Annotated in this window: 20 protein-coding genes; 12 read left to right on the forward strand and 8 right to left on the reverse strand. The window is 64.7% G+C overall.

What is annotated here, in order from left to right:
• Nucleotides 1-368 precede the first annotated feature (368 nt).
• From Q427_RS24595 to Q427_RS24605, 3 genes are all read left to right on the forward strand, one after another.
• Nucleotides 369-914: a hypothetical protein gene (locus tag Q427_RS24595; protein WP_043517964.1), complete on the forward strand. Its 546-nt coding sequence runs from the start codon at nt 369-371 to the stop codon at nt 912-914.
• Nucleotides 915-1,178: 264 nt separating this feature from the next.
• Nucleotides 1,179-3,023 carry a dihydroxy-acid dehydratase gene (gene ilvD, locus Q427_RS24600; protein WP_043517966.1) on the forward strand — a complete coding sequence of 615 codons (1,845 nt, stop codon included), beginning with the start codon at nt 1,179-1,181 and terminating at the stop codon, nt 3,021-3,023.
• Between the two features lie 66 nt (nt 3,024-3,089).
• Nucleotides 3,090-4,172 carry an oxidoreductase gene (locus Q427_RS24605; RefSeq protein WP_051496680.1) on the forward strand — a complete coding sequence of 361 codons (1,083 nt, stop codon included), beginning with the start codon at nt 3,090-3,092 and terminating at the stop codon, nt 4,170-4,172.
• 23 nt (nt 4,173-4,195) lie between these two features.
• Here Q427_RS24605 and nudE read toward each other — a convergent pair whose 3' ends face one another.
• Nucleotides 4,196-4,783 carry an ADP compounds hydrolase NudE gene (gene nudE, locus Q427_RS24610; RefSeq protein ID WP_043517968.1) on the reverse strand — a complete coding sequence of 196 codons (588 nt, stop codon included), beginning with the start codon at nt 4,781-4,783 and terminating at the stop codon, nt 4,196-4,198.
• A 123-nt stretch (nt 4,784-4,906) separates the two neighbouring features.
• Here nudE and yrfG point away from each other — a divergent pair, with 123 nt between their 5' ends.
• The 9 genes from yrfG (at nt 4,907) to Q427_RS24655 (ending at nt 15,340) form a co-directional block, all read left to right on the forward strand.
• Nucleotides 4,907-5,644, forward strand: coding sequence for a GMP/IMP nucleotidase (gene yrfG, locus Q427_RS24615; protein ID WP_051496677.1), 738 nt, complete (start codon nt 4,907-4,909; stop codon nt 5,642-5,644).
• 10 nt (nt 5,645-5,654) lie between these two features.
• Nucleotides 5,655-6,041 carry a ribosome-associated heat shock protein Hsp15 gene (hslR, locus tag Q427_RS24620; protein ID WP_043517970.1) on the forward strand — a complete coding sequence of 129 codons (387 nt, stop codon included), beginning with the start codon at nt 5,655-5,657 and terminating at the stop codon, nt 6,039-6,041.
• 27 nt (nt 6,042-6,068) lie between these two features.
• Nucleotides 6,069-6,944, forward strand: a complete 876-nt coding sequence (gene hslO / locus Q427_RS24625) for an Hsp33 family molecular chaperone HslO (protein ID WP_043517971.1) — start codon at nt 6,069-6,071, stop codon at nt 6,942-6,944.
• Between the two features lie 317 nt (nt 6,945-7,261).
• Nucleotides 7,262-8,818, forward strand: a complete 1,557-nt coding sequence (locus Q427_RS24630) for a phosphoenolpyruvate carboxykinase (RefSeq protein ID WP_043517972.1) — start codon at nt 7,262-7,264, stop codon at nt 8,816-8,818.
• Nucleotides 8,819-8,944: 126 nt separating this feature from the next.
• Nucleotides 8,945-9,448, forward strand: a complete 504-nt coding sequence (msrB, locus tag Q427_RS24635; RefSeq protein ID WP_043517973.1) for a peptide-methionine (R)-S-oxide reductase MsrB — start codon at nt 8,945-8,947, stop codon at nt 9,446-9,448.
• Between the two features lie 135 nt (nt 9,449-9,583).
• Nucleotides 9,584-11,959 carry a Tex family protein gene (locus tag Q427_RS24640; RefSeq protein WP_043517974.1) on the forward strand — a complete coding sequence of 792 codons (2,376 nt, stop codon included), beginning with the start codon at nt 9,584-9,586 and terminating at the stop codon, nt 11,957-11,959.
• A gap of 122 nt (nt 11,960-12,081) precedes the next feature.
• Entirely contained in the window at nt 12,082-13,701 is a 1,620-nt protein-coding gene (gene gshA / locus Q427_RS24645) for a glutamate--cysteine ligase (RefSeq protein WP_043517975.1), read from the forward strand.
• On the forward strand, nt 13,701-14,243 hold the full coding sequence (locus Q427_RS24650) for a disulfide bond formation protein B (protein ID WP_043517976.1): 543 nt from the start codon (nt 13,701-13,703) through the stop codon (nt 14,241-14,243). The genes gshA and Q427_RS24650 overlap by 1 nt, the downstream gene beginning before the upstream one ends.
• A gap of 221 nt (nt 14,244-14,464) precedes the next feature.
• Nucleotides 14,465-15,340 (forward strand): alpha/beta hydrolase, encoded by an 876-nt coding sequence (locus Q427_RS24655; RefSeq protein WP_043517977.1) that lies wholly within the window; start codon nt 14,465-14,467, stop codon nt 15,338-15,340.
• On the opposite strand, the gene Q427_RS24660 is transcribed toward Q427_RS24655, so the two are convergent.
• From Q427_RS24660 to Q427_RS24690, 7 genes are all read right to left on the reverse strand, one after another.
• Nucleotides 15,334-15,750, reverse strand: coding sequence for a RidA family protein (locus Q427_RS24660; RefSeq protein ID WP_043517978.1), 417 nt, complete (start codon nt 15,748-15,750; stop codon nt 15,334-15,336). The two genes, Q427_RS24655 and Q427_RS24660, sit on opposite strands and share 7 nt — an antisense overlap.
• On the reverse strand, nt 15,743-16,168 hold the full coding sequence (locus tag Q427_RS24665; RefSeq protein WP_043517979.1) for an acyl-CoA thioesterase: 426 nt from the start codon (nt 16,166-16,168) through the stop codon (nt 15,743-15,745). The genes Q427_RS24660 and Q427_RS24665 overlap by 8 nt, the downstream gene beginning before the upstream one ends.
• Before the next feature lie 12 nt (nt 16,169-16,180).
• Nucleotides 16,181-16,861, reverse strand: coding sequence for an ABC transporter ATP-binding protein (locus Q427_RS24670; protein ID WP_043517980.1), 681 nt, complete (start codon nt 16,859-16,861; stop codon nt 16,181-16,183).
• Nucleotide 16,862: 1 nt separating this feature from the next.
• The gene (locus tag Q427_RS24675; RefSeq protein ID WP_043517982.1) at nt 16,863-17,606 is read right to left on the reverse strand and encodes an ABC transporter ATP-binding protein; all 744 of its coding nucleotides are present in this window, start codon (nt 17,604-17,606) and stop codon (nt 16,863-16,865) included.
• Nucleotides 17,599-18,642 (reverse strand): branched-chain amino acid ABC transporter permease, encoded by a 1,044-nt coding sequence (locus Q427_RS24680; RefSeq protein WP_081786199.1) that lies wholly within the window; start codon nt 18,640-18,642, stop codon nt 17,599-17,601. Before Q427_RS24680 ends, Q427_RS24675 begins: the two co-directional genes overlap by 8 nt.
• Nucleotides 18,635-19,555 (reverse strand): branched-chain amino acid ABC transporter permease, encoded by a 921-nt coding sequence (locus Q427_RS24685; RefSeq protein ID WP_043517984.1) that lies wholly within the window; start codon nt 19,553-19,555, stop codon nt 18,635-18,637. The genes Q427_RS24680 and Q427_RS24685 overlap by 8 nt, the downstream gene beginning before the upstream one ends.
• A gap of 62 nt (nt 19,556-19,617) precedes the next feature.
• On the reverse strand, nt 19,618-20,760 hold the full coding sequence (locus Q427_RS24690; protein ID WP_043517986.1) for an ABC transporter substrate-binding protein: 1,143 nt from the start codon (nt 20,758-20,760) through the stop codon (nt 19,618-19,620).
• Between the last annotated feature and the right edge of the window lie 65 nt (nt 20,761-20,825).

Genomic DNA, 20,825 nt, shown 5'->3' on the forward strand with positions numbered 1-20,825 from the left:
GCAGCGCTCGGTTGGGTGCTCCGAGTTCCCATCGCGACTGGCGCCGCCAGGCGCATTGGCGGAGGTTGTCGTGRTTGGCAGTGATCGCCAGCGCTGGCAACACCGCCGGGAGTCCTTCGGCCTCCAGTCGCGAGCTGAAGCTACTCCAACAGTGCGGTAGTCTCCGACCTTGTTGGAGCGCTGCTCCGCATCGCGACTGGCGCCGTCAGGAGCCTCGGCGGAGGTTGCCGTGATTGGCAGTGATCGCCAGCCTGGTAACACCGCCGGGGAGGCCTTTGGCCTCCAGTCGTGAGCTGAAGCTTCCTCCTACAAGAAGGCAATCGCCTAGCATAGGCATGGGTCTGCAGAGAGCTTTGAGGAGAAGAGAGATGATCTTTGCCACGTTGGGGCCGGAGGGCAATAACCATGTGCTGGTACTGCGCCGCTACCTCGATTCGCGTGGCCCCGCCGATGCCGAGGTGAGGCTGTTCGACGAGTTCCCGGCCGCTTTCGCGGCGCTGGTGGCGGGTGAGGTGGACCGGGTGCTGCAGTGTACCGCGCACTTCAGCCACGCCGACTGCATCGGCCGCTTCATGCATCGCGCTTTTCCCGTGGATGCCTTCGTCGCCGGAAGTCATCCCCTGGCGCTGCTCGCCCAGCGTGAGATCGCCGAGCCACGCCAGGTGGCGAGACAGCCTGCTACCCGCTACTACACCGACCTCTCTTCCTTCGACGAAGAAATCGATGCACCCACCACCGTGGCGGTGGCCGAGGGGCTGGTCGAAGGGCGCTTCGAGGCGGGCATCTGTGCCCGGCAGGTGCTGGAGCAGCACCCGGGTGATCTGCGCCTGATCGAGGACCTGGGCCCGGCGCTGGATGTCTGGGTGCTGTATGGCACCCAGCCGCTTGCGGATCAGAATCCGCTGGTGGTCTAGGCTTTGTACGAAAACTGCCTGCGCTCGGCCATGCGGCGTTAAAAATCGGCTCAAAATGCTCATTTACACCTCGTAAACTCCGCTTTTTCGCCGACTTTTGCCTTGCCTGACCTTCGCTCGCCGACTTTTCGTACATAGCCTAGCGGCCACGCCCCGTGCGTGACAGAATCTGGACTGACCGAACACCGAGACCGTCAACCGCCGCCATGGCGACCCGAGACGGCACGAACGATATGGCGTTTTTTAGCGCTTAAAGAGGACACCATGCCCGAATACCGCTCCCGTACCACCACTGCCGGTCGCAACATGGCCGGCGCCCGCGCCCTGTGGCGTGCCACCGGCATGAAGGACGAGGATTTCCACAAGCCGATCATCGCCGTGGCCAATTCCTTCACCCAGTTCGTGCCGGGGCATGTGCATCTGAAGGACATGGGCCAGTTGGTGGCCCGGGAGATCGAAAAGGCCGGTGGCGTCGCGAAGGAGTTCAATACCATCGCGGTGGATGACGGCATCGCCATGGGTCACGATGGCATGCTCTATTCGCTGCCGAGCCGCGATATCATCGCCGACAGCGTCGAGTACATGGTCAATGCTCATTGTGCCGACGCCCTGGTCTGTATCTCCAATTGCGACAAGATCACCCCCGGAATGCTGATGGCCGCCATGCGCCTCAATATCCCGGTGATCTTCGTCTCCGGTGGTCCCATGGAGGCGGGCAAGACCAAGCTGCTCGACCACAACATCGACCTGATCGATGCGATGATCTACGCCGCCGACGACAGCTACAGCGACGAGGACATCGCCGAGATCGAGCGCAGCGCCTGCCCCACCTGTGGCAGCTGCTCCGGCATGTTTACCGCCAACTCCATGAACTGCCTGATGGAAGCGCTGGGCCTGGCGCTGCCGGGCAACGGCACGGTGCTGGCGACCCACAGCGACCGACGTCGTCTGTTCGAGGAGGCGGGCCACCGCATCGTCGAGCTGGCCAAGCGCTACTACGAGGGCAACGAGGCACACCTGCTGCCCCGGGCCATCGGCTCCGAGGCGGCCTTCAAGAATGCCATGACCCTGGACATTGCCATGGGCGGTTCCACCAATACCATCCTGCATCTCCTGGCTGCCGCCCAGGAGGGTGAAATCGACTTCACCATGGCCGACATCGACCGGCTGTCGCGGGAAGTGCCCCAGCTGTGCAAGCTGGCGCCCAACACCCAGCAGTACCACATCGAGGACTGCCATCGTGCGGGCGGCATCATGGCGATTCTCGGTGAACTGGAGCGTGCCGGGGTGCTGGATACCCGAGTGCCCACCGTCTACGGTGACACCCTCAAGGATGCCCTGGACGAGTGGGATATCATGCGCTCGCCGAGCCCCGAGGTGGTGGAGTTCTACAAGGCCGGCCCCGGGGGTATCCCCACCCAGACCGCTTTCTCCCAGAGTGCGCGCTGGCCGAGCCTCGATGGCGATCGCGCCACCGGCTGTATCCGCGACCTGGAGCACGCCTTTTCCCGAGAGGGCGGCCTGGCCGTGCTGTTCGGCAACATCGCCGAGGACGGCTGCGTGGTGAAGACCGCCGGCGTCGACGACTCCATTCTCGTGTTCGAGGGGCCGGCCCACGTGGTCGAATCCCAGGACCAGGCAGTGGAGCATGTGCTCGAGGGCAAGGTGAAGGAGGGCGAGGTCGTCGTCATTCGCTACGAGGGCCCCAAGGGCGGCCCCGGCATGCAGGAGATGCTCTATCCGACCTCGTACCTGAAGTCCAAGGGGCTGGGCAAGGCGTGTGCGCTGCTCACCGATGGCCGCTTCTCCGGCGGTACCTCGGGGCTCTCCATCGGTCACGCCTCGCCGGAAGCCGCGGCGGGCGGCGCCATCGGCCTGGTGCGCTCCGGCGACATCATCCGCATCGATATCCCCAATCGCTCGATCGACGTCAAGCTCTCCGGCGACGAACTCGCAGCCCGGCGCGAAGCGGAAGAGGCGCGCGGCAAGGACGCCTGGAAGCCGAGCATCCAGCGCACCCGCAAGGTATCGGCGGCGCTCAAGGCTTATGCACTGCTGGCCACGTCAGCCGACAAGGGTGCAGTGCGCGACCTCGCCAAGCTTGATTGACCCTCGGCCGCCTCGGACGCCGGTTCCCGCAACCGGCGAACCGAGGCCATCAGCGAGACATCCATGATGAAACAGACCTACGGTGTTGGCCTGGTCGGTTTCGGCACCGCCGGCCGCGTCTTTCATGCACCGCTGATACAGGCCGCCCCGGGACTGGAGCTGCTGGCCGTGGTCAGCAGCGCGCCCGAGCGGGTACGAGAAACCTTGCCCGACGTGGAGGTGCTGCCCAAGGCGGCGGCGCTGTTTGCCCGTGACGATATCGATCTGGTGGTGATTGCCACCCCCAACGATACCCACTATCCGCTGGGCAAGGCGGCACTGGCTGCCGGCAAGCATCTGGTCATCGACAAGCCCTTCACCGTTTCAGTGCCCGAGGCGCGGCTGCTCAAGGCCGAAGCCGAGAAGCATGAGCGGCTGGTCAGCGTCTTCCACAACCGTCGCTGGGATAGCGACTTCCTCACCCTTCAGGCGCTGCTGGCATCTGAGCGCGTGGGACGCCCGGTGTCGCTGGAGCTGCGTTTTGACCGCTACCGCCCCCTGATCGCCGACCGCTGGCGCGAACAGCAGAAGCCCGGCAGCGGTATCTGGTTCGATCTCGGCGCCCATCTGCTCGATCAGGCCAACGTTCTGTTCGGCATGCCGAGGGCCATTCTCCTGGACCTGAAGGCTGCCCGGGACGGGGCCGAGGTGGACGACGACTTCCTGGCTCTGCTCGATTACGGCGATCTAAGGGTTACCCTGAAGGCCAGCTCCCTGGTGGCCCACCCGACCCCGCAGCTGGCGCTGCACGGCACCAAGGGCAGTTTCGTCAAGTATGGTCGCGATCCCCAGGAGAATTGGCTGCGAGTGGGGCAGGCGCCGACCCCCTTCTGGGGTGTCGACGAGCGCCCCGGGCGTCTGACCCTGAGCGAGGGAGAGGACGAAGCGGTGTCGCTGGTGGATCAGGAGCATCCGGGCGTGCCCGGCAACTACCCGGCCTACTACGCCGCCGTTGCCGATGCCCTTGCCGGGCGAGTGGCGCCGCCGGTGACGGTGGATGAAGCGCTTGACGTCATGTATCTGCTGGAGTCCGGACTGGACAGCCATCGCCAGGAGCGCTGGATACGCATCAAGGAGGGCAACGGCATCCCGCGCTACCTTCACGGGTAGCGCGGGTAGGGCTTCCTCGGCGTTTACCAGGTCAGGGAGGTGTCTTCCCGGCGCCGCTGGCGCAGAGTGTCCCGGGCAATGAAGAGCGCCGCGATGGCACGCGCCTCATGGAAATCCTCGCGCAACAGCAGCGCCGGCAACTCCTCCAGGGCATGGGTCTCGACCACCAGCTGTTCCGGCTCGTCACCGGGCAGCCGTTTCGGGTAGAGGTCGGTGGCCAGCATCACCTGCATGCGGTGACGCATGTAGTTGGGGGCCAGCGACAGCTCCACCAGCGGCTCGATGCGATGGGCGCCGAAACCGCACTCCTCCATCAGTTCGCGGTTGGCGGCGGTGATCGGGTCTTCTCCCGGGTCGACCAGGCCCTTGGGCAGGGTCAGCACATAGTCCTCGAAGCCTGCCGCATACTCGCGGATCAACAGCACATGCTCGGGGTCGGGCATGGCGATGATCATGACCGCGCCGTGATCGCTTCCGGTCAGGCGTTCGAAGGTGCGCTCGGCACCGTTGGCAAAGCGAAGCTCCAGCGCCTCGATATGAAACAGGCGACTCCTGGCCACGGATTGGCGTGACAGGACCTGGGGTTTCTGCAGGTAGAATGTCTCGGACATGAAAGCTCCGTTGCGAACAGGCGAGCCGACGATGAACTGAACTTGCTGGCCAGGCATGCGCCGAGGGGATCGATTGAGTACAATATCACGCCTTTCACCGTACCGACGCCACCGGGAGTCGCCATGATCGACTGGCGCGCCATCGATACCGTCCTGCTGGACATGGACGGCACCTTGCTCGACCTTCATTTTGACAGTCATTTCTGGTTGGAACACCTGCCCAGGCGCTATGTGGAGCTGCATCGGCTGGATGAAGCGACCCAGGAAGTCCTGCGGGCGCGTATCATTCGTGAAAAAGGCACGCTCAACTGGTATAGCCTGGCCTACTGGAGTCGCGAGCTGGGGGTGGACATCGTCGCACTCAAGCGCGAGATCCAGCACCTCATCGGCCTGCGCGGCGATGCCCTGGATTTCCTCGAGTGGCTCAAGCAGGCTCACCCCCGCGTCGTGCTGGCGACCAACGCCGACCGCGAGAGTCTGGAACTGAAGCTGCCGATCACCGGCCTCGAGAACTACCTGGATGCCATCGTCTCCTCGGCCGACCTGGGCGTGCCGAAGGAAGAGCAGGCGTTCTGGTATGCGCTGCAGGAGGTGGAGCCCTTCGATCCCGCCCGCACCTTGTTCATCGACGACAATCAGGACGTACTGGAGAGCGCCCGGACGTACGGTATCCGCCATCTGCTGGGGATCAAGCAGCCCGACAGCACCCGGCCGGAAAAGGAACTGGAGGAGTTCATCGCCCTGGATCGCTTTGCTGCCATCCTGCCGGAGGCACTGCCGGCCGAAGCCCGAGCGGACAAGCCCCCGCAAGGAAAGAATGGCCCGCAAGCAAAGAATGGCCCGCAAGGAAGGAATGGATAGGGAGGAGAGAATGGATAGTGTTCGACTCGACAAATGGCTCTGGGCCGCGCGCTTCTTCAAGACCCGAGCCCTGGCCAAGAAGGCCATCGAGGGTGGCAAGGTCCACTACAACGGCGCCCGAGCCAAGACCAGCAAGAATGTCGAGATCGGCGCGCTGATTCGGGTGCCCCAGGGGTGGGACCACTGGGAAGTGGAGGTCGTCGCGCTTTCCGACCAGCGCCGCGGCGCTGCCGAGGCACGCGAGCTCTATCGCGAGACTCCCGAGAGCGAAGCACGACGGCTGCGCGAAGCCGAAGGTCGAAGACTCACCAACCAGGCCATGCAGCATCCTCTGCGCCGGCCCGACAAGAAGCAGCGTCGGGACATCCACCGCTTCCAGCGTCAGCACGACGATTGATCGAGCCCATCTACGAGACAGTGAGTCATGAGCGACCAGATACAGCGTTTTCTCTTTGAGCGCACCAATGTGCGCGGCGAGATCGTCACCCTCGAGCGCGCCTATGGTGATGTGCTCGACCGCCACGGTTATCCACCAGCGATCAATCGACTGCTGGGTGAGCTGCTGTCGGCCGTTGCCCTGCTGACCGATACCGTCAAGCTCGACGGTATTCTCAGTATCGAGGTGCGTGGCCAGGGCGCGCTGTCGCTGCTGATGGCCGAGTCCAACCCCGGCGGCGAGCTGCGCGCCATAGCACGCCTGGCCGACGGCACCGACCTGCCTGATGACGCTCAGGGCTTTCGTGACCTGGTCGGCGATGGCCATATCGTGATCACCCTGGATCCGAAGGAGGGCAATCGCTACCAGGGCATCGTGGCGCTGGAGCACGATACGCTGGCTGAGTGCCTGGAAGCCTATTTTTCCCAGTCCGAGCAGTTGCCCACCTTCCTGCGGCTCACGTCGGATGGAACGCGCACCGGTGGACTGCTGCTGCAGCGCCTGCCCGACGAGTCGATGAATCAGGATGACGATGCCTGGGAGCGCAGCGTGCACCTGGCCCGGACCCTGCGTAGCGACGAACTCCTGGGGCTCGATCAGCGCGAGGTGCTGTATCGGCTCTATCATGAAGAGACGGTGCGTGTCTTCGAACCCAAGCCGTTGCGCTTCGGCTGTACCTGCTCACGTGCCCGCATCGGGGAGGCACTGCTGAGCCTTGGCGAGGGGGAATTGCGCGAGGTGCTGGCCGAGCAGGGCGAAATCGAAACCCAGTGTCACTTCTGTCATACCCATTACCGCTTCGGTGAGGTCGAGGTGGAGGCGCTGTTGTCGGAGCCGGGTGGAGAGGGGCGAACGCTGCACTGAGCGTCGCGTCCAGGGGGTATTTCATGGCGGCATTCCACTACAAGAAACCTTGTGTAACGAATGCTGCATGGCACAAATGCGATAAGGTTCAACCTGCTGCGATATGGTGTTGATGTAGTAGTAAAACTACAAGAACTTCGGCTAACGGCAGCGTTTCCTGCGGGCTACCTTTTTGCCATAATGGCGCCCGCCTTAAGGCCGATCGGCTCGAGACAAGACGGGATACATCCGCACGGACGATCGGACACCTCATAGCAAAGGGCGTTATGGACGCCTGGCCCACGAGAGAGAACCGGCCGCAAGGCCCAGGAAATGACATGACCACATCCCAAGCCGCTCCTCAAGCACACGTCAATCTCAGCAGCGCCGAGCTCATCGAACGGTCAGTGGCGCGTGGCGAAGGCCGCCTGGCTGCCAACGGTGCCCTGGTGGTGAACACCGGCGAGCGTACCGGTCGCTCCCCCAAGGATCGCTTCATCGTCGACGAGCCTTCGACCAGTTCCCAGGTCGACTGGGGCAGCGTCAACCGTCCCTTCCCGGCCGAGCATTTCGATGCGCTGTGGGAGCGTGTCGAGGCGTATCTGACTGGCGGCGAGTGCTTCGTGTCCGAGCTGCATGTGGGCAGTGATCCAACCCATTACCTGCCGGTGCGCGTGACCACCGAAACGGCCTGGCACAACCTCTTCGGTCGTACCATGTTCGTGCGCCCGGAAGCCTACAACCCGTCCATCAAGGACGAGTGGAGCATCCTCAACGCGCCGCACTTCGCCTGTGACCCGAGCCGTGACGGCACCAATTCCGATGGCTGCGTGATCATCAACTTCGCCCAGAAGAAGGTGCTGATCGCCGGCATGCGCTATGCCGGCGAAATGAAAAAAGCGATGTTCTCGGTTCAGAACTTCCTGTTGCCGGCCTCCGATGTACTGCCCATGCACTGCTCGGCCAACGTCGGCGAGGATGGCGAGACCACCCTGTTCTTTGGCCTATCGGGTACCGGCAAGACCACGCTCTCGGCGGATCCGGCACGCTACCTGATCGGCGACGACGAACATGGCTGGGGCCCGGGCACCGTGTTCAACATCGAGGGCGGCTGCTACGCCAAGTGCATCGATCTTTCGGCCAAGAACGAGCCGGTAATCTGGGATGCCATCAAGTTCGGCACCGTGCTGGAAAACGTGGTGCTCGATGATCGTCGCGAACCCGACTACACCGACGACAGTCTCACCCAGAACTCCCGCGCCGCCTATCCGCTGGAGCATGTGAGCAAGCGCGTGCCGGAGAATCGTGCGGGTGAGCCCAACGCCATCATCTTCCTGACCTGCGACATGTCCGGCGTTCTGCCGCCGGTCTCCGTGCTCTCGAAGGAGGCTGCGGCGTACCACTTCCTCTCCGGCTATACCGCCAAGGTGGGCTCCACCGAGATGGGCTCCTCCGCCGGCCTCGAGGCGACATTCTCCACCTGCTTCGGTGCCCCCTTCTTCCCGCGCCCGGCACGTGTATACGCCGACCTGCTGATCAAGCGCGTCGAGGCCAAGGACGCCCAGGTCTATCTGGTCAATACCGGCTGGACCGGCGGCGCCTATGGCGAGGGTGGTGCGCGGTTCTCGATCCCGACCACCCGCGCCATCATCAGCGCCATCCAGTCCGGCGTGCTGCGCGATATCGATACCCGGCGCATCGAAGGGCTCAATCTTGACGTGCCGGTGTCGGTGCCTGGCGTCGAGTCGCGTCTGCTCGATCCGCGCGAGACCTGGGAAGACCCTTCCGCCTATGACCGTAACCTGCGTGATCTGGCAGCCAAGTTCGTGGACAACTTCAAGAAGTTCGAGGGTGTCAGTGACGCCATCGTCAAGGCCGGGCCCAGCCTGACCTGAAGCGAACCCGCCGTGGTACCGGTTGTCTGAACGGGGAAGGGCATTCGCCCTTCCCCGTTTCGTTGTGCGTCCCGTCTGTGGGCCAGGGCAAGCAGGAGCGAGTGACATCAACGATGGAGAGCCGTCATGAAACGACGTCATTTTCTGGGACTGACCTGCGCTACCGGTGCGGTGGGGTTATTCCCGGGGGTCACCTGGGGGTTTCCCCGCCTCAACCTCGAACCCGCCCCTGGGCTCGAGCGGCTGGAGCTTTCCGACGAGGAGTGGCGTGAGCGACTCACGGCGGAGCAGTACGACATCCTGCGCGACCACGGCACCGAGCCGCCATTCTCCAGTCCTCTGGACAGCGAGTGGCGTGACGGGGAGTACCACTGCGCCGGCTGTGATTTGCTGCTGTTCACCAGCGCCATGAAATACGATTCCGGCACCGGCTGGCCGAGCTTCTTCGAGCACGTCGAGGGTCATCTGCTGACCCAGCTCGACTTCAGCATGATCTGGCCGCGAACCGAATACCACTGCGCCCGCTGCCACGGCCATCAGGGACATGTCTTCAGCGACGGACCCGAACCCACCGGCTTGCGCTGGTGTAACAACGGCCTGGCATTGACGTTTGCTCCCGCTACAGCCTGAACCCCTCGATGATGTACTGGGCCAGGCTCTCCACAACCGGGGAGGTGGCATCCGGCGCTGATGTTGGCAGCGGCGAGCGCGTGGCGTTTATGGTAACTTGGCGCGATCTTTTGCTGTTGCTACATCAAGGATGTCATGGACGCCACGACTCGAATCATTTCACGCCTCGCCGAAGAGCTCGCCGTTCGACCGCAGCAGGTATCGGCCACGGTGGAGCTGCTCGACGGCGGGGCCACCGTGCCCTTCATCTCACGGTACCGCAAGGAGGTCACCGGTGGCCTCGATGATACCCAGCTGCGCCAGCTCGACGAGCGCCTGCGTTACCTGCGTGAACTCGAGGAGCGCCGCGGCACCGTGCTCGCCGCCATCGAGGAGCAGGGCAAGCTGACCGATGCCTTGGCGGCACAGATCCAGGCAGCCGACACCAAGCAGCGCCTGGAAGATCTCTACCTGCCGTACAAGAAGAAGCGCCGGACCAAGGCGCAGATCGCCCGTGAGGCTGGGCTCGAGCCGCTGGCCGATGCCCTGTTCGCCGATCCGACCCTGGATCCGGAGACCGAAGCCGGCCGCTACCTGCGTCCTGCCGAGGGTGATATTCCCGCCGTGGAGGATGCCAAGGCGGCGCTGGACGGTGCGCGGCAGATCCTGATGGAGCGCTTTGCCGAGGACCCCGAGCTGGTCGGGCGCCTGCGCGAGCGCCTCTGGAGCGAGGGCGAGCTAAGCGCCAGGGTGCTGGAGGGCAAGGAGCGTGAGGGCGCCAAGTTCTCCGACTACTTCGAGCATGACGAGAAGCTGGCCAAGGTGCCGTCGCATCGGGCACTGGCCATGTTCCGCGGCCGCAACGAAGGGGTGTTGACCCTGGCGATTCGCCTGCCCGGCGAAGACGAGGCGCCGATTCACCCGGCCCAGGTCGCCATCGCCCGCCACTTCAATATCCGCGATGAGGGGCGTGCCGCCGACAAGTGGCTCGCCGACGTGGTGCGCTGGACCTGGCGGGTCAAGCTCTACACCCACCTGGAAACGGAACTGATGGGACGGCTGCGGGAGAGCGCCGAACTCGCCGCCATCGGTGTCTTTGCCGCCAATCTCAAGGATTTGTTGCTGGCCGCACCGGCCGGGCAGAAGGCGACCCTGGCCATCGACCCGGGGCTGCGCACCGGCTGCAAGGTGGCCGTGGTGGACGCGACGGGCCAGTTCCTCGAGCACGCCACCATCTACCCCCATGCGCCCCGCAACGCCTGGGACGCCTCCCTGGCCGAGCTGGTCAGGCTGGTGGAACGCCATGACGTGGCGCTGATCGCGGTGGGCAACGGCACCGCCAGCCGTGAGACCGACCGGCTCGCCGGAGATCTTCTCAAGCTGTGTGCATCACGACCGGGGGCCAGCAAGCGTGCACTGGCCAAGGTGATGGTCAGCGAAGCCGGTGCCTCGGTCTATTCCGCCTCGGAGTACGCTTCCAAGGAGCTGCCCGACCTTGATGTCACTATCCGCGGGGCGGTCTCCATCGCGCGGCGCCTGCAGGACCCGCTGGCCGAGCTGGTCAAGATCGAGCCCAAGGCGATCGGCGTGGGGCAGTACCAGCACGATGTGTCCCAGCTGCAGCTCTCCCGTAGCCTGGAAACCGTCATCGAGGACTGTGTGAATGCCGTCGGCGTGGATCTCAACACCGCATCCAGTGCCCTGCTCTCCCGGGTTGCCGGCCTCAACCCGGCGCTGGCCGAGAATATCGTCGCCAAGCGCAATGCCGAGGGTGCCTTCGTCAGCCGCCGGCAGCTCCTCGACGTGAGCCGCCTGGGCCCCAAGACCTTCGAGCAGTGCGCCGGTTTCCTGCGCATCATGGACGGCGACAACCCCCTCGACGCCAGCGCGGTGCATCCCGAGGCCTACCCGCTGGTGGAGCGCATCGCCAAGCGCAGCGGCCGGGAGCTGTCCAGCCTGATCGGCGACAGCGCCACCCTCAAGGCGGTCAAGCCCGCCGAATTCGCCGACGAGCGGTTCGGTGTCCCCACCGTCAGCGATATCCTCAAGGAACTCGATAAGCCGGGCCGTGATCCCCGGCCCGAGTTCAAGGCCGCCGAATTCAGGGAAGGGGTGGAAACGCTCAAGGACCTGGAGCCGGGCATGATTCTCGAGGGTACCGTCACCAACGTGACCCACTTCGGGGCCTTCGTCGATATCGGCGTGCACCAGGACGGACTGGTGCACATCTCGGCCCTGTCGGACAAGTTCGTCGACGACCCGCGCACCGTGGTCAAGGCCGGGGATATCGTCAAGGTCAAGGTGATGAGCGTGGACCTCGAGCGTGCCCGCATCGGTCTCACCATGCGCCTGGATGACCAGCCGGGAGAGGAGGCGGGCGGCAAGCCGCGCCGGGGTGGCGGTCGCGAGCGCCAGGATCAGAACCAGGGCAAGCCGGCGCGCAGGAGCGGCGCCACCGGGCAGAGCCAACCGGCCAGTCCGGTAGGTGCCCTGGGTGCTGCGCTGCTCAAGGCAAAGAAGGGCAAGTCTTGAACCTGCACGGCTGACGCCATACTCTCGTCTTCAACTGTTTGCCCATTGTCGGCCGCTCCCGGCGGCCGGTACGCTTCGACCGGGGAACCTGCATCAGGCTTCCGTGACATGGGGTCAATGCCTTGTCTGATTCTTATACCGCCACCGTTTCACACCTTTCCGCTCTCGCCGCACAGGGGCGTTTCAGTCGCCTGCTTCGGGGCATCGAGAAGGAGGGGCTGCGCGTCGATGCCCGGGGACGTATTGCCGGCACACCGCACCCCCGGGCGCTGGGCTCCAAGTTGACCCACCCCTATATCACCACCGACTATTCCGAAGCGCTGCTGGAGTACATCACGCCGGTGTATTGCCGACCGGGCGATGCCATGGCTTTCCTGGCCGACCTGCACCGCTTCAGCTATCGCCACCTGGGCGATGAGATGATCTGGCCGGCCAGCATGCCGTCGCGCCTCGATGGCAACGACAGCGTGACCATCGCCGATTACGGCAGCTCCAATGTGGGCACCATGAAGCACGTCTACCGCAAGGGGCTGGACGTGCGCTATGGCCGGATCATGCAGTCGATCGCGGGCATTCACTACAATGTCTCGTTGCCCAACGAGCTGTGGGAGGTGCTGCGGCAGCGGGATGGGGCAGCGGACACCCCCATGAACGACTATCGCTCCAGCCGCTATTTCGGCCTGATCCGCAATTTCCGGCGCCACAGCTGGCTGTTGCTCTACCTGTTCGGTGCATCGCCGGCGCTGGATCGCAGCTTCCTCCCCGACGGCAGGATTCCCGACAAGCTTCAGGCCCATGGACGCGACACCCTGGTCTCGCCTTATGCCACCAGCCTGCGCATGTCGGACCTGGGTTACCAGAACAAGGTGCAGGCGCAGTTGAAGATCTGCTTCAATTCCCTGTCCAACTATGTGGGTACCCTGCGCCACGCCATCTCCACGCCCTGGCCGGCCTATGCAGCCCTTGGGGTGCAGGAGAACGGTGAGTGGCAACAGCTCAATGCCAATATCCTGCAGATCGAGAACGAGTACTACAGTGATATTCGCCCCAAGCGGGTGACTCGCCAAAACGAGACCCCCAGTCAGGCGCTGGAGGCACGCGGCGTGGAGTACATCGAGGTGCGCTGTCTCGACCTCGACCCCACTCTGGCCCTGGGTATCGACGAGCCCCGCCTGCGTTTCCTCGACACCTTCCTGATGTGGTGCCTTCTCGCCGAGAGTCCCTGGATTTCCGATGAGGAGTGCGACCGGCTCGACGACAATCGGCAGCGGGTGGTGGAGCGTGGGCGCGACCCCGAGCTGCGCCTGGAACACGATGGCCAGCTTCGCTCGGTGGCCGACTGGGGCGGGGATATCTGCAAGGAGATGGAGCAGGTGGCCGAGCTGCTCGACCAGTTGGAGGAGGGCTCGCCACACCGCGATGTCCTGGAGGCACAGGTGGCGAGCCTCTCCGACCCCGCCTTGACCCCTTCCGGCAAGCTGCTGAGCAGGCTCGAGGAGAGCGGCGAGGAGTTCGTCGATGTCATTCTCGCCCTGGCAAGGGAGCAGGCCGCCCGGCTGCGTGCCGAGCCCATGGACCCGGCACGGGAGGCACTCTTCGCTCAATTGGTGGAGACCTCGCACCAGCAGCAGGGCGATATCGAAGCCGCCGATGTCGAGGACTTCGATACCTTTCTGAGCCACTACTTCGACAGTGCCCGCGAGCCCCGCGCCGCGGTGGCGGAAAGCCGGAGGGAAGGCTGATGTCCGCGACACTGCAGCGGCTGAGCGTGCGTTACTGGAGCCTGGCCGGCCTGGCCTTCTGTGCATTGATGATGCTGGTGGCGTTGGGACTCGAACACATTGCCGGACTGGAGCCCTGTCCGCTCTGTATCTTCCAGCGTGTTGCGGTGCTGGCGGCGGCGGCGGTGTTTCTCGTCGCCGCCGTCCATAACCCGCGAGGACGCATGGGCGCCTTGGCGTACGGCGGACTCTCGCTGGCCGCGGTGATCGGCGGCATTGCGGTGGCCTGGCGCCATCTCTGGCTGCAGTCGCTGCCGCCGGATCAGGTGCCGAGCTGCGGCCCGGGGCTCGACTACATGATGGATGTCCTGCCGCTTCGCGACGTGATGGCCATGGTGTTCTCGGGTTCCGGCGAGTGCGCCGAGATCGACTTCCTGCTCATGGGCATCTCGCTGCCCGGCTGGACGCTGATCGGTTTCCTGGTCCTGGCACTGGCGCCGCTGGGCATGGTGCTGTCGGCATTTCGGGAAAGGCGGGCCGCCATAGGAGCCTCTCGGACTTAACGCTGATCTACTGCGAGATCCGGTCTTCCGGCCAATTTCATTCGATCTGTTTCGTTAAATAGCGGGCTATTCGCCTCATCAGATCGATAAACTTGTCTCGAAATCCGAATCTCTCGCGACGATCGGTCAAGTCCGACAGGCTCCTGGTGTGATGCCGCCAGCCTGACGAGGTCGATGAACGAGACGAATAACACACGAATAACAACAACAGGAGCCGAGCGATGCTCTATCGGGCCTTTGCCACCCAGGAGGAGATCGACCGCGAGTATGACCCCTCGCGGGGCCGGGATCCGCTCGCGATGCCGACGCTGCTGGCAGCGTGGCGCGAGAGAAGTGACGCCTCACGTGCGCGCTATCGGGTATCCCGGGATGTGGCCTATGGCCCGACCCTTGCCGAATGCATGGATATCTACCATGCCGACGGCGACTTCCCGGCGGGCAGCCCCCCACCACCGTTACACCTCTTCATCCACGGCGGCTACTGGCGCTCGCTGAGCCACAAGGAGTTCGGCTTTATCGTCGACGGCCTGGTGGAGGCCGGCGTCACGGTAGCGGTGGTCAACTATGCGCTCTGTCCCGCCGTGCCGTTCGGTGAACTGGTGCGCCAGAGCCGGGCGGCGGTGGCCTGGCTGCATCGCCAGGGCGAGTCGCTGGGCATCGACCCCCATCGGCTGAGCGTTTCCGGGCACTCCGCGGGTGGCCACCTCTGCGGCATGCTGCTGGCCACCGATTGGGAGGGTGACTACGGCCTGCCCAACGACCTGATCCGTGGCGCACTGTCGATCAGCGGTCTCTATGACCTGCGCCCCTTCCCCTGGTCATGGCTGCAGCCCAAGCTCCAGCTCACCGGGCGCGACGTCGCTGACTACAGTCCGCTGTTCCAGCCCTGCCGGGTACCGGCCAGGGTGTCCCTGGTGGCCGGTGGCAAGGAGTCCAGCGAATTCGAACGGCAGATGCTGACCCATGCCGAACACCTGCGTGGCCAGGGCATCGACGTCAGCGCCGATACCCTGGAAGCCGATGACCACTTCTCCATACTCGATCACTACCGCCCCGGTGGGCGCTTCGTCGAGTGGATATGCGGCTGTCATCACTGACTGTCGGGCAGCACCGCAGTCGCTTCGATCTCGACCTTGGCACGGTCCTCGATCAGGTCGGCGACCTGGACCATGGTCATGGCGGGGAAGTGCTTGCCCATGACTTCACGGTAGGCGGCGCCCACCTCCTTGAGCCGGGCCAGATACTCCCGCTTGTCGGTGACGTACCAGGTGATACGTACCACATGCTGCGGGCCAGCTCCCGCCTCCTGCAAGACGCTGACGATATTGGTCAGCGCCTGGTGAATCTGGTCCACGAAGTCATTGCTCTCGAAGACCTGGTCGCCGTTCCATCCGATCTGGCCGCCGACGAAGATGGTACGGCCGGTCGCCATGATGCCGTTGGCATAGCCCACGGCGGCCTTCCAGTTTGTCGGGTGGAGCTGCTGGTGTACGGGGGCATCATTCATGGGTCAATCCTTGTGGGCAGTCGATGACAAAGTGGCGGCGCATGGCCTCTGGCCAGGCCAGGGGGCGGCCGCTGTCCAGGTCGACGAGGACCAGGGTGGAGTCGCAGGTGAGTCGTGGCTGGTTGCCGCAGTGGGCCGTCATGCGCAGGGCCAGGCTGGTGCGGCCGACATGGCGTACGGCCAGTTCAAGGCTGAGGGTCTCGCCCAGCCGGCTGGGGGCGTGGAAGTCCGTGGTGAGGCTGGCCGTGGGCACGCCGGTACGTGATGCGACATGCAGCTGGTTGAAGTCGTGTCCGACCACCTCGGCGAACCAGTCCTCGACCACGGAATTGAGCAGTTCGAAATAGCGCGGGTAGAAAACGATACCCGCCGGGTCGCAGTGCTGGAAGCGCACCTTGCGCAGGGTGGTGAATGGCATTGGCTCGTCTCCTCAGACACCCAGGTAGCGGTCGCGGATATCGTCATCCAGCGCATCCGGCTGGCCCGTCCAGGCGGTGCGCCCCTTCTCGAGGATGACGCACTGGTCGGCCAGCGGCAGCAGTTCGGAGAGCGACTTGTCGACGATCAGTGTCGACTGCCCCTCTTTCTTGAGCAGGCGTATAGCCGACCAGATCTCCTGGCGTATCACCGGGGCGAGGCCTTCGGTGGCCTCATCCAGTACCAGCAGGCGCGGGTTGGTCATCAGGGCCCGGCCGATGGCGAGCATCTGCTGCTCGCCGCCGGACAGGGTGCTGGCCATCTGATGTCGCCGTTCGGCAAGCCGGGGAAAGAGGTCTTCCACACCGGCCAGGCTCCAGTAGCCCGGCCGTGCGGTCACCACGAGGTTTTCGCGTACCGAGAGGTTGGGAAAGCAGCGCCTTCCCTCGGGCACCAGGCCCAGCCCGGCCTGGGCGATACGGTAGGCGGGCAGTCGTCGCAGGTCCTTCGACTCGAACTCGATGCTGCCGCTGCGGGCCGGGGTGAGGCCGAAGATGGAACGGATGGTGGTGGTCTTGCCCATGCCGTTGCGGCCCATCAGGGCGACCAGCTCGCCGGCCTTGACCGAGAGATTGACGCCGAACAGGGCCTGTGAAGGGCCGTAGAAGGTCTGGATATCGGTAACGGTAAGCATCTCAGTCTCCCAGGTAGGCTTCGCGCACGTCGGGGTTGCGTCGGATCTCGTCGCTACCGCCTTGGGCAATCACGCTGCCGGCAACCAGTACCGAGATGCGGTCGGCGAGCCGGAACACCGCGTCCATGTCGTGCTCGATCAGCAGGATCGGCACCTCCCGCTTGAGTGCCTCCAGCAGGTTGGTGAGATGCGCGGTGCCCTCCGGCCCCAGGCCTGCCATGGGCTCGTCGAGCAGCAGGGCGCGGGGCTTGAGTGCCAGGGCGCAGGCGACCTCCACCTGGCGGCGCTCGCCGTGGGATAGCTCGGATACCGGGGTGTCGGCGCGATGACCGAGCTGCATGCGCTCCAGCGCCTCACGTGCCGGTCCCAGCAGGCTTTCGTCGCGATGTACCGGTTTCCAGAAGCGGAAGCTGTGGCCTTGCAGCGCCTGGACCGCGATCATCACGTTGCGCAGCACCGACAGGGGTTCGGCCAGGGAGGAGACCTGGAAACTGCGGCCCAGGCCCAGGCGGGCTCGCTGAGCGACGCTCAGGGCAGTGATCTCCTGACCCGCCAGGTGGACACTGCCGGCATCGGGTTTCAGGTTGCCGGCGATCTGGCCGATCAGGGTCGACTTGCCGGCGCCGTTGGGGCCGATCAGCGCGTGGATCTCGCCCTGTTTCAGCTCCAGGGAGACGTCCCGGGTGGCCTGCAGCGCCCCGAAGCGCTTCTGCAGCTGGTTGAGTGTCAGTACGACCTCAGACATGTCGCTCCCTCCCGGCTAGCCAGCCCATGACGCCATGCTTGGCAAACAGCACCACCAGCAGCAGGACCAGGCCGAGGAACAGCTTCCAGTACTCGGTCATGCCGCCCAGCAGGGTCTCCATCATCACGAACAGGATGGCGCCGGCCAGCGGACCATAGAGCCGGCCCACGCCGCCGAGTATCACGATCACCATCAGCTCGCCGGACATGTGCCAGCTCAGCATGGTCGGGCTGATGAAGCCGTTGAGGTCGGCGTAGAGCGCCCCGGCCAGGCCGGTGATCATGGCCGATATGACGAAGGCCACCAGGCGGATGGGGTAGGGGGAGATGCCCGCGGTGGCCAGTCGGGTGTCGTTGAGGCGTGCCATGGTCAGGGCGGCCCCGAAGCGCGATTTCATCATCCGTGAAGTGATCGCCATGGCCAGCAGCAGGCCGGAAAAGGCGATCAGGAAGAAGGTCCATGGCTGGCTGGTATCGACCAGGGGCAGGCTGTTGCGGATATAGATCGGCAGGCCGTCCTCGCCGCCGTAGGTGGGCCAGGAGTTGGCAAAGTAATAGATCATCTGGGCGAAGGCGAGGGTGATCATGATGAAGTAGACCCCCGTGGTGCGCAACGAGATCGCGCCGATGGCCAGCGCCAGCAGGCCGCACAGCAGAGTGGCGGCCAACCAGATCACCAGCATGCTGTCGCTGCCCGGGATGGCCACGGGCCAGCTCATGAACAGGCTGTAGTCGAAGGCGTGGTAGGCGCTGATGCCGGCGATATACCCGCCCAGGCCGAAGTAGGCGGCGTGGCCGAAGCTCACCATGCCGCCGTAGCCGATGGCCAGGTTCAGACCCACGGCAGCCATGGCGATCAATGTGATCCGCGAGGCCAGGTTGACGTAGTAGATGTGGCCCAGCAGGTGGGCCGCCAGGGGTGCCAGGAACAGCAGGGCCAGCAGGCCGATCTGTACCAGCCCCTTGCGGTCGAACCAGGTGCCTGGCAGTGCCGGCAGGCTGGGCAGGGCAGTGGTTTCACTCTTGAGCTTATCCATGGGCGGCAAACAACCCCTTCGGCTTGAACGCGAGAATGAGGGCCATGAGGATGTAGACCAGCATGGCGGCCACGGCGGATCCCACCCCGGCGGCTTCGGACGGACTCATGAAGTTGCGGAACAGGCTCGGCAGGAAGACGCGTCCCATGGTATCCACCACCCCGACCAGGATGGCGCCGAACAGGGCGCCCTTGATCGAGCCGATGCCGCCGATGACGATCACCACGAAGGCGAGGATCAGCACCGGTTCGCCCATGCCCACCTGGACCGATTGCAGGGCGCCGACCATGGCCCCGGCCAGGCCGGCCAGCGCCGCCCCCATGGCAAAGATCAGGGTATAGAGCCGGGCGATGTTGACGCCCAGGGCGCCGATCATCTCGCGGTCGCTCTCGCCGGCACGGATACGCATCCCCAGGCGAGTGCGGGAAATCAACAGGTAGAGTCCGATGGCGACCAGGACGCCCACGGCGATGATCACCAGCCGGTAGAGCGGGTAGCGCACGCCACCGGGCAGGGTGACGAAGCCGGTCAGCATCTCGGGCGGGCTGAGCCACAGCGGCGAGGAGCCGAACAGCCAGCGGGTGCCCTCGGAGAAGATCAGGATCAGGGCGAAGGTGGCCAGCACCTGGTCGAGGTGGGGCCGATGGTAGAGGCGGCGGATGACCAGCAGCTCCACGAGCGCGCCGACGGCGGCGGCGGCCAATACGCCTGCGCAGAGCCCCACCAGGAAGGAGCCCGTCGAGACGGTGGCGAGTGCGGTGACGTAGGCACCGACCATGTAGAAGGAGCCGTGGGCCAGGTTGATCAGCCCCATGACGCCGAAAACCAGGGTCAGGCCGCTGGCCATGAGAAACAGCATGGTGCCCAGCTGAAGGCCGTTTAGCAGCTGTTCGAAAAACAGGGTGGCGGTCACGTCATGCATCCCGTGTCAGAAGGTGACGGAAAGCCGGGCCGCAAGGGCCCGGCGCCTGTGACTTACATCTGGCAGTCGGCGGCGTAGACGTCCTGGATATCTTCGATGGCCAGGCCGACGAGGCGGTTGGTGGGCTGGCCGTTGTCACCCTCGACCACCTCGCGGACGTAGATGTCCTGGATTGGGTGGTGGTTGTCACCGAAGCGGAACTTGCCGCGCACCGAGGCGAAGTCGGCTTCGCGAAGGGCCTCGCGGAAGGCGTCCTGGTCACTCGGGTGGGCCTTGTCGAGGGCGCTGAGGATCAGGTTGGCCGTGTCGAAACCCTGGGAGGCGTAGAGGGTCGGGGTGCGCTCATAGGCTTCGCGGAAGCTGTCGACGAAGGCGCGGTTGGTATCATTGTCCAGGTCATAGGCCCACTGGGAGGTGTTCATGGTACCGATGGCGGCGCTGCCCACGGCCTGGATGATGATCTCGTCGAAGGAGAAGGCGGCACCGAACAGCGGCAGTTCCACGCCGGAGTTCTCGTACTGCTTCATGAACGAGATGCCCATCCCGCCGGGCAGGAAGAAGAACAGGCTGTCGGCATCGCTGGCACGGATCTGGGCGATCTCGGCGGCGTAGTCGTTCTGGCCCATCTGGGTATAGATCTCGTCGACCACCTCGCCTTCATAGCGGTGCTTGAAGCCGGCCAGGGCATCGGTGCCGGCCGGGTAGTTGGGGGCCAGCAGGATCGGCCGCTCGAAGCCCTGTTCTCTCATGTAGGCGCCCATGGCCTCGTGCAGGTTGTCGTTCTGCCAGGCGACGTTGAAGTAGTTCTCGTGGCACTGGCGGCCGGCCAGGGCGGAGGGACCTGCGTTGGGCGAGATGTAGAAGGTGCCCTGGCGCACGGCGGCGGGTACCACCGCCATGGCCAGGTTGGACCAGATGAGCCCGGTCAGGATGTCGACGTTGTCGCGCTGCATGAATTCGTCGGAGAGGCTTCTGGCCAGATCGGGGCGGTTGGCGTCGTCCTGGATCAGGACCTCGACGTCATCCCGGCCCGACTGCTCGATGGCGAGCATGAAGCCGTCACGGACATCGACGCCCAGGTGGGAGCCGCCACCGGACAGGGTGGTGATCATGCCGATCTTGACGTCGTCGGCCTGGGCCGCCGTGAGGGCGGAGGTCATCAGCAGGCCGAGGCCGAGGCTGGCAATTGTCTTCATGGGGATCATTCCTCTATGCGTCATTGCTTGTTGTTGGTCTTGCTGCGCTCTGATTCGTTGTGTCC

The organism is Halomonas sp. BC04 (assembly GCF_000568385.1).

What these genes read in the sequence shown, in the direction of transcription:
- Q427_RS24595 (WP_043517964.1), top strand. Translation starts at nt 369, where the DNA reads ATGATCTTTGCCACGTTGGGGCCGGAGGGCAATAACCATGTGCTGGTA.
- ilvD (WP_043517966.1), top strand. Translation starts at nt 1,179, where the DNA reads ATGCCCGAATACCGCTCCCGTACCACCACTGCCGGTCGCAACATGGCC.
- Q427_RS24605 (WP_051496680.1), top strand. Translation starts at nt 3,090, where the DNA reads ATGAAACAGACCTACGGTGTTGGCCTGGTCGGTTTCGGCACCGCCGGC.
- nudE (WP_043517968.1), bottom strand. Translation starts at nt 4,783, where the DNA reads ATGTCCGAGACATTCTACCTGCAGAAACCCCAGGTCCTGTCACGCCAA.
- yrfG (WP_051496677.1), top strand. Translation starts at nt 4,907, where the DNA reads ATGATCGACTGGCGCGCCATCGATACCGTCCTGCTGGACATGGACGGC.
- hslR (WP_043517970.1), top strand. Translation starts at nt 5,655, where the DNA reads ATGGATAGTGTTCGACTCGACAAATGGCTCTGGGCCGCGCGCTTCTTC.
- hslO (WP_043517971.1), top strand. Translation starts at nt 6,069, where the DNA reads ATGAGCGACCAGATACAGCGTTTTCTCTTTGAGCGCACCAATGTGCGC.
- Q427_RS24630 (WP_043517972.1), top strand. Translation starts at nt 7,262, where the DNA reads ATGACCACATCCCAAGCCGCTCCTCAAGCACACGTCAATCTCAGCAGC.
- msrB (WP_043517973.1), top strand. Translation starts at nt 8,945, where the DNA reads ATGAAACGACGTCATTTTCTGGGACTGACCTGCGCTACCGGTGCGGTG.
- Q427_RS24640 (WP_043517974.1), top strand. Translation starts at nt 9,584, where the DNA reads ATGGACGCCACGACTCGAATCATTTCACGCCTCGCCGAAGAGCTCGCC.
- Q427_RS24650 (WP_043517976.1), top strand. Translation starts at nt 13,701, where the DNA reads ATGTCCGCGACACTGCAGCGGCTGAGCGTGCGTTACTGGAGCCTGGCC.
- Q427_RS24655 (WP_043517977.1), top strand. Translation starts at nt 14,465, where the DNA reads ATGCTCTATCGGGCCTTTGCCACCCAGGAGGAGATCGACCGCGAGTAT.
- Q427_RS24660 (WP_043517978.1), bottom strand. Translation starts at nt 15,750, where the DNA reads ATGAATGATGCCCCCGTACACCAGCAGCTCCACCCGACAAACTGGAAG.
- Q427_RS24665 (WP_043517979.1), bottom strand. Translation starts at nt 16,168, where the DNA reads ATGCCATTCACCACCCTGCGCAAGGTGCGCTTCCAGCACTGCGACCCG.
- Q427_RS24670 (WP_043517980.1), bottom strand. Translation starts at nt 16,861, where the DNA reads ATGCTTACCGTTACCGATATCCAGACCTTCTACGGCCCTTCACAGGCC.
- Q427_RS24675 (WP_043517982.1), bottom strand. Translation starts at nt 17,606, where the DNA reads ATGTCTGAGGTCGTACTGACACTCAACCAGCTGCAGAAGCGCTTCGGG.
- Q427_RS24680 (WP_081786199.1), bottom strand. Translation starts at nt 18,642, where the DNA reads ATGGATAAGCTCAAGAGTGAAACCACTGCCCTGCCCAGCCTGCCGGCA.
- Q427_RS24690 (WP_043517986.1), bottom strand. Translation starts at nt 20,760, where the DNA reads ATGAAGACAATTGCCAGCCTCGGCCTCGGCCTGCTGATGACCTCCGCC.